Source organism: Pseudomonas sp. PONIH3 (assembly GCF_002934345.1).
Taxonomy (GTDB): Bacteria; Pseudomonadota; Gammaproteobacteria; order Pseudomonadales; family Pseudomonadaceae; genus Aquipseudomonas; species Aquipseudomonas soli.
Map to the genome: position 1 here is coordinate 4,418,382 of NZ_CP026386.1, position 12,560 is coordinate 4,430,941.

At 64.7% G+C, this 12,560-nt stretch carries 11 protein-coding genes; 10 read left to right on the forward strand and 1 reads right to left on the reverse strand.

Annotation, left to right across the window (positions count from 1 at the left end):
- Positions 1-139: 139 nt before the first annotated feature.
- The 9 genes from C3F42_RS20470 (at position 140) to C3F42_RS20510 (ending at position 9,439) form a co-directional block, all read left to right on the forward strand.
- Positions 140-757 carry an NUDIX domain-containing protein gene (locus C3F42_RS20470; RefSeq protein WP_104444828.1) on the forward strand — a complete coding sequence of 206 codons (618 nt, stop codon included), beginning with the start codon at positions 140-142 and terminating at the stop codon, positions 755-757.
- A complete protein-coding gene (locus tag C3F42_RS20475; RefSeq protein ID WP_023630808.1) occupies positions 748-1,200 on the forward strand; it encodes a DUF1249 domain-containing protein in 453 nt (150 codons plus the stop codon). The genes C3F42_RS20470 and C3F42_RS20475 overlap by 10 nt, the downstream gene beginning before the upstream one ends.
- Positions 1,201-1,285: 85 nt before the next feature.
- Positions 1,286-2,089, forward strand: a complete 804-nt coding sequence (cpdA, locus tag C3F42_RS20480; RefSeq protein WP_094012376.1) for a 3',5'-cyclic-AMP phosphodiesterase — start codon at positions 1,286-1,288, stop codon at positions 2,087-2,089.
- Positions 2,090-2,238: 149 nt separating this feature from the next.
- Positions 2,239-2,847, forward strand: coding sequence for a YqiA/YcfP family alpha/beta fold hydrolase (locus tag C3F42_RS20485; protein WP_038707608.1), 609 nt, complete (start codon positions 2,239-2,241; stop codon positions 2,845-2,847).
- Positions 2,848-2,880: 33 nt separating this feature from the next.
- Positions 2,881-4,785 (forward strand): DNA topoisomerase IV subunit B, encoded by a 1,905-nt coding sequence (gene parE, locus C3F42_RS20490; RefSeq protein WP_023630810.1) that lies wholly within the window; start codon positions 2,881-2,883, stop codon positions 4,783-4,785.
- Positions 4,782-5,768: an esterase-like activity of phytase family protein gene (locus C3F42_RS20495; RefSeq protein ID WP_104444829.1), complete on the forward strand. Its 987-nt coding sequence runs from the start codon at positions 4,782-4,784 to the stop codon at positions 5,766-5,768. The genes parE and C3F42_RS20495 overlap by 4 nt, the downstream gene beginning before the upstream one ends.
- Positions 5,765-6,283: a TIGR02281 family clan AA aspartic protease gene (locus C3F42_RS20500; RefSeq protein WP_023631341.1), complete on the forward strand. Its 519-nt coding sequence runs from the start codon at positions 5,765-5,767 to the stop codon at positions 6,281-6,283. The genes C3F42_RS20495 and C3F42_RS20500 overlap by 4 nt, the downstream gene beginning before the upstream one ends.
- Before the next feature lie 10 nt (positions 6,284-6,293).
- Positions 6,294-8,552 (forward strand): DNA topoisomerase IV subunit A, encoded by a 2,259-nt coding sequence (parC, locus tag C3F42_RS20505; RefSeq protein WP_094012379.1) that lies wholly within the window; start codon positions 6,294-6,296, stop codon positions 8,550-8,552.
- Between the two features lie 176 nt (positions 8,553-8,728).
- Entirely contained in the window at positions 8,729-9,439 is a 711-nt protein-coding gene (locus C3F42_RS20510; protein ID WP_038706898.1) for a membrane integrity-associated transporter subunit PqiC, read from the forward strand.
- A gap of 180 nt (positions 9,440-9,619) precedes the next feature.
- Here C3F42_RS20510 and C3F42_RS20515 read toward each other — a convergent pair whose 3' ends face one another.
- Entirely contained in the window at positions 9,620-11,071 is a 1,452-nt protein-coding gene (locus tag C3F42_RS20515) for a histidine kinase (protein ID WP_094012380.1), read from the reverse strand.
- Between the two features lie 135 nt (positions 11,072-11,206).
- On the opposite strand from C3F42_RS20515, the gene serB reads away from it, so the two are divergent.
- Entirely contained in the window at positions 11,207-12,421 is a 1,215-nt protein-coding gene (gene serB / locus C3F42_RS20520; RefSeq protein ID WP_104444830.1) for a phosphoserine phosphatase SerB, read from the forward strand.
- The last annotated feature ends 139 nt before the right edge of the window (positions 12,422-12,560 follow it).

Below are 12,560 nucleotides of genomic sequence, written 5' to 3' on the forward strand. Positions count from 1 at the left end.
CGGCCTTCAGTTCGCCACTAAGCTAACAGAGAGTGACACGCCTGTCCCGGCTGCCCGAACGGTCGACGGAAAGGGATGAAACCGGGCCGTGCGCAGAGTAGGATTGCGCGATGCGGTAAACGAGGCATGAGGAGTTTGCATGACGGACACGCACAATACAGTGCCTACCCAGGTCGAGATCGTTCGGCGGGAGTCGCTGTTCAAGGGCTTCTACAAGCTCGACAAGCTACACCTGCGCCACGAGCTGTTCGCCGGGGGCATGAGCCGCGAGTTCACCCGTGAACTGTTCGTGCGCCATGACGCGGTCTGCGTGCTGCCCTACGATCCACAGCGCGACGAAGTGGTGCTGATCGAGCAGTTTCGTGTCGGCGCCATGGGCAAGGTGGCCAACCCCTGGCTGATCGAGATGGTCGCCGGGCTGATCGACAAGGACGAGCAGCCCGAGGAGGTTGCCCACCGCGAAGCCGAGGAAGAAGCGGGCCTGGCCTTCTCGGCGCTGTGGCCGATGACCAGGTTCTTCCCGTCACCGGGCGGCAGCGACGAGTATGTCCACCTGTTCCTGGGCCGTTGCGTTAGCGAGGGTGCCGGTGGCCTGCATGGCCTGGAAGAGGAAAGCGAAGACATTCGCGTGCGCGTGTGGTCGTTCGAGGATGCCCTGCAGGCCGTACGCGATGGGCGTATCTGCAACGCCGCCACGATCATCGGGTTGCAATGGCTGGCGCTGAACCGAGACGAAGTACGAGGTATGTGGAAGTGAACCTGCTGCGCGAGCGCTATCGAGTCGACCTGGTCGGGCTGCAATCGGCCTGCGAGGCCAACTATGCCCGCCTGATGCGCCTGTTGCCCGACATGCGCACCACGCAGAGCTCGCGTCGTATCGGCATGACCCAGGGCGACCAGATGCTCGGTGTGCTGGTGCTTGAAGTGCTATTGGCCTGCCCCTACACCACCACGCTCAAGGTGCGCCAGGAGCACAGCCTGCCCTGGCTGCCGGTGCCCGAGCTGGAGGTGCAGGTCTACCATGACGCGCGCATGGCCGAGGTGGTCAGTGCCGAGCATGCGCGTCGCCTGCGCAGTATCTACCCCTATCCCAACACGGCGATGCACCAGCCGGACGAGAAGGCCCAGCTCAATCTGTTTCTCGGTGAATGGCTGAGCCACTGCCTGGCCTGCGGCCACGAACTGGAAGCCGTGCGCTGAAATGTGATGCGCGTCGGTTTCGAGTATTTGCTCGAAAGCGATCCGCCGCCATAATCCGTGCTGAATCCGTTCGAGGAGACGGCCGTTGCCGCAACCACTTTCACCCCCGTCACCTGTCCATGTGGTGCAACTGACCGATGCCCATCTGTTCGCCGACCCGGCGGGCACCTTGCTGGGCCTCAATACCCGCGCAAGCCTTGGGCACGTGGTCGGCCAGGTTCGCCGCGAACAACCGCGCATCGACCTGCTGCTGTGCACGGGCGATCTTTCCCAGGATGCCAGCGTCGAATCCTACGCGGCCTTTCGCGAGCTCACGTCGACGCTCGGCGCGCCAGCGCGCTGGCTGCCGGGTAACCATGACGAGGCGCGGGTCATGGCAGAAGTGGCGGCGGAACTGGTGCAGGCAGTGACCGATATTGGTGCCTGGCGCATCGTCATGCTCGACTCGGCAGTGGTCGGTGCCACCTTCGGTCTGTTGGCCGATGACCAGCTGGTCGTGCTGGACCAGGCGCTGAGCGGTGCGGACGAGCGCCATTGCCTGGTGTGCTGCCATCACCAGCCGGTGGATATCGGTTGTGCCTGGATCGCGCCGATCGGGCTGCATAATGCCGATGAACTGTTGCGGCGTCTGCGCAGTTATCCACAGGTGAAGGCGCTGCTGTGGGGGCATATCCACCAGGAATGGGACGAAGTGCGTGACGGCATCCGTTTCCTCGCCACGCCTTCGACCTGCATCCAGTTCGCGCCGCGCAGCGAGGACTTCAAGGTGAGCGAGGAGCAGCCGGGTTACCGCTGGCTTCTTCTGCATGCCGACGGGAGGTTGGAGACCGGGGTGGAGCGGGCGCGGGATTTCGTGGTGACGCTGGATTTCGACAGCCCAGGCTATTGAGAGGCCGCTGCGCTGCCTTTGGGAGCTGGCCTGCCAGCGAAAGGGGCGCAGAGCGCCCTGTCATTTGAAGAATTTGTTGCGAAAATCCCCAGGCTGCGCCAATGACCATCGAACACGCTACACTGCGCGTCTTTGCGTCCGGGGGCAGCATGTCGGGTTCCATCCTCTATATCCATGGCTTCAACAGCTCGCCGCTGTCGACCAAGGCACGCCAGCTCGAAGCGGTGATGCAGCAGCTCGACCTGTCCGAGCAACTGCGCGTTCCGGCCCTGCACCATCATCCACGCCAGGCCATCGCCCAACTGGAGACGGCAATCGCCGAGCTCGGCGCGCCCTTGCTGGTCGGCAGCTCCCTCGGCGGCTACTATGCCACCCACCTGGCCGAGCGACACGGGCTCAAGGCGCTGTTGATCAACCCGGCGGTGGCCCCGCACAAGCTGTTCGACGGTTACCTCGGCACCCAGCGCAACCTCTATACCGATGAAGCCTGGGAGCTCACCCACGACCACGTGGACGCCCTGGCCGAACTGGAAGTACCGGCACCGCAGGATGCTGCCCGCTATCAAGTGTGGTTGCAGACCGCCGATGAAACCCTGGACTATCGCCAGGCCGAGCGCTACTACCGTGCTTGCGCCCTGCGGATCCAGGCCGGTGGTGACCACAGCTACCAGGGCTTCGCCGAACAATTGCCGGCACTGCTGGCGTTCGCCGGCATTGCCCGCGGACAGTACGCGGCACTGGACTTTTCTGTATTTTGACTTTTGCATTCACCAGACTGACGACGAGAACCCATGGCCAATCCCAGCGCTAGCGCCTATAACGCAGACGCCATCGAAGTCCTCTCGGGCCTTGACCCGGTCCGCAAGCGACCGGGCATGTACACCGACACCAGCCGGCCCAACCACCTGGCCCAGGAAGTTATCGACAACAGCGTCGACGAAGCCCTGGCCGGCCACGCCCGTTCGGTACAGGTCGTCCTACACGCCGACCATTCCCTGGAAGTCAGCGACGATGGCCGCGGCATGCCCGTGGACATCCACCCCGAAGAGGGTGTTTCCGGTGTTGAACTGATCCTCACCAAGCTGCACGCCGGGGGCAAGTTCTCCAACAAGAACTATCAATTTTCCGGCGGCCTGCACGGCGTCGGCATCTCGGTGGTCAACGCCCTGTCGAGCCAGGTACGCGTGCGCGTCAAGCGCGACGGCAACGAGTACCAGATGACCTTCGCCGACGGCTTCAAGGCCAGCGAGCTGGAAGTGGTCGGCACCGTCGGCAAGCGTAACACCGGCACCAGCGTGTACTTCAGCCCCGATCCGAAGTACTTCGATTCGCCGAAGTTCTCCATCAGCCGCCTCAAACACGTACTCAAGGCCAAGGCGGTATTGTGCCCGGGGCTGTCCATCAGCTTCGAGGACAAGGGCACCGGCGAGAAGGTCGAGTGGCACTACGAGGACGGTCTGCGCTCCTACCTGGTCGATTCGGTCAGCGAGTTCCAGCGCCTGCCCGACGAGCCGTTCTGCGGCAGCTTGGCCGGTAACAAGGAGGCCGTGGACTGGGCCTTGTTGTGGCTGCCGGAAGGTGGCGACAGCATCCAGGAAAGCTACGTCAACCTGATCCCCACCGCCCAGGGCGGCACCCACGTCAACGGCCTGCGCCAGGGCCTGCTGGACGCCATGCGCGAGTTCTGCGAGTTCCGCAACCTGCTGCCGCGCGGGGTCAAGCTGGCCCCCGAGGACGTCTGGGAACGCATCAGCTTCGTGCTGTCGATGAAGATGCAGGAGCCGCAGTTCTCCGGCCAGACCAAGGAGCGCCTGTCGTCCCGCGAGGCGGCCGCGTTCGTTTCCGGCGTGGTCAAGGACGCCTTCAGCCTGTGGCTCAATGCCCACCCCGAACTGGGCATGCAGCTGGCGGAACTGGCCATCAGCAACGCCGGCCGGCGCCTGAAGGCGAGCAAGAAGGTCGAGCGCAAGCGCATTACCCAGGGCCCTGCATTACCGGGCAAGTTGGCCGATTGCGCCGGCCAGGACCCGATGCGCGCCGAGTTGTTCCTGGTCGAGGGTGACTCGGCCGGTGGCTCGGCCAAGCAGGCACGGGACAAGGAATTCCAGGCCATCCTGCCGCTGCGCGGCAAGATCCTAAACACCTGGGAGGTTGATGGCGGTGAAGTCCTGGCCAGCCAGGAAGTGCACAACATCGCCGTGGCCATCGGCGTCGACCCGGGCGCAGCCGACCTCTCGCAGTTGCGCTATGGCAAGGTCTGCATCCTTGCCGACGCCGACTCCGACGGCCTGCACATCGCCACACTGCTGTGCGCGCTGTTCGTCCAGCACTTCCGCCCGCTGGTCGAGGCCGGGCACGTGTACGTGGCCATGCCGCCGCTGTACCGCATCGACCTGGGCAAGGAGATCTACTACGCCTTGGACGAGGCCGAGCGTGACGGCATCCTCGACCGCCTGGTCGCAGAGAAGAAGCGTGGCAAGCCACAGGTCACCCGATTCAAGGGCCTGGGCGAGATGAACCCGCCGCAACTGCGCGAAACCACCATGGACCCCAACACCCGGCGCCTGGTCCAGTTGACCCTGGACGATGTACAGGGCACCACCGAGATCATGGACATGCTGCTGGCCAAGAAGCGTGCGGGTGATCGCAAGAGCTGGCTGGAGACCAAAGGCAACCTGGCCGAGGTCCTGGTTTGATTCGTCCGTTGCTCCTGGCCTGCCTGGCGTGGTTTGCCCTGCAGGCCCAGGCCGGCGACTGGCCGCAGCTCAAGCTTAGCGCCGAGCATGCGGTCGATGGCATGCGCGGCGGTAACCTGTCGGGCCTGGCCTGGTGCCGTGGGGCATTGTGGGCGGTGTCCGACCGCGATGACGACCGGATCTACCGCCTCGACCAGGAGGGAGCGACGTGGCAGGCCCAGCCACTGACCTTCACCCCGCCGGCGGCGCCAGACACCGGCCTGCCATGGGGGCTCAAGTCGCGCAACTGGGCGGCGTCCTACATCCGCGGCGGCGAGCTGGATTTCGAGGGCATCACCTGCGATCAGGCCGGCAACCTCTATATCGTCAGCGAGGCCCACGCCGCCGTGCTGCAGTTGCCCGTGGACGGTGAACCGGACTGGCTGAAAATCGACCAGGCCATGGTGCGCCAGGCGCGGGCCAGCGGCATGTTGCTGCATTTCAACGCACTGTTCGAGGGGCTGGCGATCAACCCGGCGGGCGATCGCCTGTGGCTGGCAGCCGAGCGCGAGCGTCGCGGCCTGCTCGCGGTGCAGCGCCAGCAATCGGTGTGGACCTGCGGGCGCGGCTGCGTGCTGCTCAGCGAGGCGGGTGTCGAGATGCAGCCGCCACAGTTCCCCGAGTCGCGTCCGGTATCACGTGACTTTGCTGACCTGGCCTGGTTCGAAGGCAAGCTGTTCACCCTCGAGCGCAATGCCTACCGCATTTGCCGGCGGGATGCCGACACGGGCGCCGTGGAGCGCTGTTGGTCGTTCGCCGCCGACGCCCTGATGGAATCGCGGCGCTACTCGCAGTCCTACGGCCTGGCCGAGGCGCTGGTGATCGACAAGGGCGGCGCCTGGATCGGCGTGGACAACAACGACCGCCCGCGGGTGGATGGTGAAACACGGCCGATCGTCTGGCGCTTCGACGCGCCACAGGGCGGCTGGAGCGCCAAGCCATGAGCCAGCCACCGGGCAAGCGCGCGGGCAGGGTGTTGATGATTGTCGCCTGGGCGGCGGCGTTGTTCCTGGCCACGCGCTTTTTCGGGCAGTGGGAAAAACATCAGCAGAACCCCAACAGCGTGGTGCAGAGCGAGCAGGGCGACGGCTTCGTCGAGGTGCGTCTGTTGAGCAACGGTCAGGGCCATTTCGTTGCCGATGGCGCGATAAATGGGCGACGGGTGCTTTTCATGCTCGACACCGGCGCCACCGACGTGGCGATCCCCGAGGCACTGGCCCGCGACCTGGACCTGGCGCGTGGCGCCGCGGTGCAATTGAGCACCGCCAATGGCCGGACCCAAGGCTACCGTACGCGGCTCGACAGCCTGCAACTGGGCGATATCCACCTGCGCGACGTACGCGCGCTGGTGGTGCCTGGCCTGGATGGCCAGGGCGTACTGCTGGGAATGAGTGCCCTGAAACAACTTGAATTTACCCAGCGCGGCGGCACCATGCTGCTGCGCCAGAACCTGAAATGACGAGGCCCGCATGAGCGACTCACTCGAACTCAGTCTCGACGGCGTCGAACGCCGTTCCCTGGCTGAATTCACCGAACAGGCCTACCTCAACTACTCCATGTACGTGATCATGGACCGCGCCCTGCCGCACATCGGCGACGGCCTCAAGCCGGTCCAGCGACGCATCGTCTATGCCATGAGCGAGTTGGGGCTCGATGCCGACTCCAAGCACAAGAAATCGGCACGTACCGTCGGTGACGTGCTCGGCAAGTTCCACCCCCACGGCGACTCGGCGTGCTACGAGGCCATGGTGCTGATGGCCCAGCCGTTCAGCTACCGCTACACCCTGGTCGACGGCCAAGGCAACTGGGGTGCGCCGGACGATCCGAAGTCGTTCGCCGCCATGCGTTACACCGAGGCGCGCCTGTCGCGCTACTCCGAGGTGCTGCTCACTGAATTGGGCCAGGGCACCGTCGACTGGGTACCGAACTTCGACGGCACCTTGCAGGAGCCGGCCGTGCTGCCCGCGCGTCTGCCGAACATCCTGCTCAACGGCACCACCGGCATCGCCGTGGGCATGGCTACCGACGTGCCGCCGCACAACCTGCGCGAAGTGGCCAGCGCCTGCGTGCGCCTGCTCGACGAACCCAAGGCCACCATCGAGCAGCTGTGCGAGCATATCCAGGGGCCGGACTATCCGACCGAAGCCGAGATCGTCACCCCGCGCGCCGACATCCAGAAGATCTACGAGAGCGGCAAAGGCTCGATCCGCATGCGTGCGGTATACCGCATCGAGGACGGCGACATCGTCGTCACCGCACTGCCACACCAGGTCTCCGGCGCCAAGGTGCTCGAGCAGATTGCCGCGCAGATGCAGGCCAAGAAGCTGCCGATGGTCGCTGACCTGCGCGACGAGTCGGACCACGAGAACCCTTGCCGCATCGTCATCATCCCGCGCTCGAACCGCGTGGATGCCGCCGAGCTGATGCAGCACCTGTTCGCCACCACCGACCTGGAGAGCACCTACCGGGTCAACGTCAACATCATCGGCCTCGACGGCCGTCCGCAACTGAAGAACCTGCGGGCGCTGCTGCTGGAGTGGCTGGAGTACCGCATCGGTACCGTGCGACGCCGCCTGCAGCACCGCCTGGACAAGGTCGAGAAGCGCCTGCACCTGTTGGAAGGCTTGCTTACCGCGTTCCTCAACCTGGATGAGGTGATCCACATCATCCGCACCGAGGAGCACCCCAAACAGGCCTTGATCGCCCGTTTCGATTTGAGCGAGATCCAGGCCGACTACATCCTCGAGACCCGCCTGCGTCAACTGGCGCGTCTGGAAGAGATGAAGATCCGCGGCGAGCAGGACGAACTGCTCAAGGAACAGAAGCAACTGCAAGCGCTGCTGGGTAGCGACAGCAAACTGCGCAAGCTGGTGCGCAGCGAACTGATCAAGGACGCCGAGACCTACGGCGACGACCGCCGCTCGCCGATCGTCGAGCGCGCCGAGGCCAAGGCCCTGTCGGAAAACGAACTGATGCCGACCGAGCCGGTTACCGTGGTGCTGTCGGAGAAGGGCTGGGTGCGCTGCGCCAAGGGCCACGATATCGATGCCACGGGGCTTTCGTACAAGGCTGGCGACGGCTTCAAGGCCGCCGCCGCCGGACGTTCCAATCAGTTCGCCGTGCTCATCGACTCCACCGGCCGCAGCTACTCGCTGGCCGCCCACAGCCTGCCGTCGGCCCGTGGCCAGGGCGAGCCGCTGACCGGCCGCCTGACCCCGCCACCGGGCGCCACCTTCGAGTGCGTGCTGCTGCCGGAAGACGATGCCCTGTACGTTGTGGCCTCCGACGCCGGCTACGGTTTCGTGGTCAAGGGCGAGGACCTGCAGGCCAAGAACAAGGCCGGCAAGGGCCTGCTCAGCCTGCCCAATGGCGCCAAGGTGATGACCCCGCGTCCGGTGGCCGACCGCGAGCAAGACTGGCTGGCAGCGGTAACCACCGAGGGGCGCCTGTTGGTGTTCAAGGTCGCCGACCTGCCACAGCTGGGTAAAGGCAAGGGCAACAAGATCATCGGCGTGCCGGGTGACCGGGTGGCCAGCCGCGAGGAATACGTGACCGATCTTGCGGTGATCAGCGAGGGCTCGACCCTTGTATTGCAAGCTGGCAAGCGTACCCTTTCACTCAAGCCGGATGATCTCGAGCACTACAAGGGCGAGCGGGGTCGCCGTGGTAGCAAATTGCCACGCGGTTTCCAGCGCGTCGATGGGTTGCTGGTGGAAACCCCTGCTTGAGTGGATGGGCTGTCTGTTGCGGCGTTTTCGACGCCGCTTCGGGCGGAAATGCTGGAGTCGGGCGACCATTTCGCGGATGATAGGGCCCTCGTTGGCGCCGGCGTGGCCGAGTGCCCGGATGAATCTACATGAGTATCACTGCGGTCAGTCTACTGACGACCGCCTGGATGGGATGAATGAAATTTCTGCGCCTTCCATTTGCGCTGCTGATGACTGGCTTGCTGGGCTTGAGCGGGTGCAGCATGCACCAGCCGGTTGCCCTGTATCAGCTCGACAGCGGTGATCCCGGTCAGCCGACCCAGGCTGCGGGCATGGCGGTGGTGCTTGGCCCGGTATCGGTGGCCGATTACCTGCAACGCGAAACCTTTTTGCAGCGTCAGACCGATGGCAGCCTGACTGCAGCGACCGACGGTCGCTGGGCCGGCAGCCTTTCGTCGGATATTGACCAATTGCTGGTACGCCAGCTGGCCTGGCGCCTGGACAGCCAGCGCGTGGTGCTGGCGCCGGCAAGTGCCGGCTTCACGCCGGACGTGCAGGTGCTGCTGTCAATCACCCGCCTGGACTCGGGCAAGAACCAGCCGGCGATCCTTGATGCGCAATGGCGCGTGTTGGACCGCCGTGGCCAGGTGCGTGACAACCGTATCGTCCACCTCGAACAGCCCCATGCCGGCAGCGAGTCGGCGCAGGTTCAAGCCCAGGGGCAGTTGCTGCAGAAGCTGGTCGAACAGCTCAGCACCACGGTCAAGCCGTTGGCCAACCAGCCGGCCATCGCCGAGGAGGCGCCACGCAAGCCGGCCGCGCCGGTGCAGGTGAAGAAAGAGCCGGAGAAGCCAAAGATTCCGATGGCTTCACCGATTCGTACCGATATGGAAGTGTTCCGCTTCTGATATCCGTAGCCACAAAAAAGCCCGCAGCGATGCGGGCTTTTTTGTGGGTCTCGCCATGTGATCGGGACGGCGTGGGAGTGGGCTTGCCCCACGATAGGGCTCGCCATACAGCAACATTGCCTGCCCCGATGTTATCGTGGGGCTAGCCCGCTCCTACACAGGCCTTGAATCAGCGTTGGCTCATGCGCGGCGCTCGTGCATCCGCGCCAGTTGGCGCTCCAGCATGGACGGGTAAGGCTCCATCAGGCGCTCGACACAGCACGCGCCCTCCGGGCTGGCGATCGGCCGGATACGCGCACGCTGGCGGATCAGAGCATCATCGCTGATACGGCGCTCCACGAGCAGCAGGTTGCGGCTGTGCTGCGACAAGGCCAGCGCGTCCTGGGCTTGTTCGGTCATCAGCAAGTCGACCTGATCCATGCCTTGCAGGTCGTCGGCCAGCACCAGGCCCAGCTGCAGTTGCAGGGTGATGCCGCTGTCGGCCACCTCGATCTGCAGGGCGTGGCCCAGGGCGCGTAGCAGCTCGCCACAGCAGATGGCGTTGGTGAGGTAGTCCTCGCCGCTGTCACGGCTGTGGAACAACAGCAGGGTGCTGCCGTCGTTCAAGGTATGGACTTCCCCTTCGTACAGCGAGGCGGCCTGGTCCAGGCAGTCGCGGTAGCGCTCCAGCAGTTCGGTCAGGCGAGTGCGTGGCAGGCGGCGCAGTTGCTCCTGGGAGCCCAGTTGCACGGCCAGCACGGCGCTGTGCTGCGGTTCGTCGGACTCAACGATGACGGGTTTGGCCGGCGCGCTTTGCTCATCCAGCAGATCGGCGAAGGCGTCATCGTCATCGTCTTGATCGGGTGCCAGCGCCGCTACCTTCGTGCGTGGCGCGGTCTTGGGAGCGGGCATGTCATCGAAATCGTCTGGCTCGTCTTCTTCTTCCGGTTCCGGAGGTGGCGGCGGGGCGAGGCGGGCGTGCAGCTGACGGGCCAGGTCGCCTATCTCGTCCTGACGCTCGATGCCCGGCGTGTAGGGGTGCGGATCACGCAACCAGACGCGCAGTTGCAGCAGCGGGGTGGAGATGAAACGACCCAGGCGCAGGCTGAGGGTCAGTGCCAGGGCCAACAGGATCGCGGCAAGGATACCCATGCTCTGCAGGCTGATCAGCATCGGTTGCTGGAACTGGCTCATGTCCAGGCTGATGCGCAACTGGCCGGCGGTCACGTCCTGGAAGGTGATCTTGGTCTGGTAGACCCCTTCGGTTTCGCCCAGCAAACTATTGCGTGGGCGCTGGCCGGCCTCGGCGAGGATGCGGTTGTCCACGCTGTAGATGGCGGCATGGGCCACCAGCGGGTTCTTCACCAGGTTGCCGAGCAGCACGTTGAGGCTGAGGATGTCGTTGGACACCAGCAGCTCGGTGGCCGATGTGGCCGTTTGCGTGGTCAGGCTCTGGCCAACGGCATCGGCTTGATCGTGCATGGCCTGCTTGAACTGCAAACCCATCACGCAGGCATAGATCACCAGGGCCAGGGCCACCAGGAAGATGTTATGGCAGGCAATGCGCAGGGCCAGTGGGATTCGGCGCTGGCTGAGGGCTCGGTAGATCATCAGGAAGAAGTTATCGGGTTTAACGGGCGTGGGCCGGTTCACAGAGCGCGGCTCTTCATGGCGAGAAAGTTGCTGGGCAGTATAGCGATACGTGTTTTGTCGGCAAAGTAGCGTTGGCGCCCGATGGTCATGGAAAATCGGTAGAATGCGCATTTTTCATCGAGTTGGAGCCCGGTCTTGCGCGAAATCGTCCTGATCAACATCACTGGTGAAGACCGTCCAGGTCTTACCGCGGCCATCACCGGCGTCCTGCTCCAGGGCGGTGTGAATATTCTCGACATCGGCCTTGCGGTCATGCATGGCACGCTGTCGTTCGGCATCCTGGTCGACATCCCCGACAACGAGGTGGCCACCGCGCTGCTGCAAAGCGTACAGGCCAAGGCCCATGAGCTGAACCTGCAGGCGCGCTACACGCCGATCTCCGAGGCCGACTATCAGCACTGGGCCGACAGCCAGGGCGAGGCCCGCCACATCGTCACCCTGCTCAGCCGCCGGGTCACGCCACAACAGTTGCAGCGGGTCAGCGCCATCATCAGCCAGTACGGCCTGACTATCGAGCGCATCGAGCGCCTGTCGGCCCGCGTGGCGCTTGATGCCCAGGTCGAGAAGGGCAAGTCCGCGCTGGAAATCTCCGTGCGTGGCGAAGCCAGCGACGCCCAGGCACTGCGCGCCGACTTCTTCGCGCTGTCCGAAGAGCTGAACATCGACATCGCCTTCCAGCGTGACGACCTGTTCCGCCGCAACCGCCGCCTGGCGGTGTTCGACATGGACTCGACGCTGATCGAGGCCGAAGTCATCGACGAGCTGGCCAAGGCTGCCGGTGTCGGTGAGCAGGTGGCGGCGATCACCGAGCGCGCGATGCGTGGCGAGCTGGATTTCCGCGCCAGCTTCAAAGAGCGCATGGCGCTGCTCAAGGGCCTGGACGTGAGCGTACTGGACCAGATTGGCGCCTCGCTGCGTCTGACCGAGGGTGCCGAGCATCTGTTCGCCGAGCTCAAGCGCCTGGGTTACAAGACTGCGATCCTTTCCGGCGGCTTCACCTACTTCGCCAAGCAGGTACAGGCGCGCCTGGGCATCGACTATGTATTCGCCAACGAGCTGGAAGTGGTGGATGGCAAAGTCACCGGCGTGGCCGTCGAGCCGATCGTCGATGCGCAGCGCAAGGCTGATCTGCTGCAGCAACTGGCCAGTGAAGAGGGCCTGCAGCTTGAGCAGACCATAGCCGTGGGCGATGGCGCCAACGACCTGCCGATGCTGTCCCTGGCCGGCCTGGGTGTAGCGTTCCGCGCCAAGCCGCTGGTGCGTCAGTCGGCCAAGCAGGCGATCTCGACCCTGGGCCTGGATGGTGTGCTGTACCTGCTCGGCGTACGCGATCGCGAAGCGCGCGGCTGATCTTGAGCCCTGGGGCTGCGCTGCAGCCCTTTCGCCGGCAAGCCGGCTCCCACAAAGGTTTGCGTTCTCACTGTGGGAGCCGGCTTGCCGGCGATGGACCGCGTAGCGGTCCCAATGAAAAAGGCCCTGCTGAGCAGGG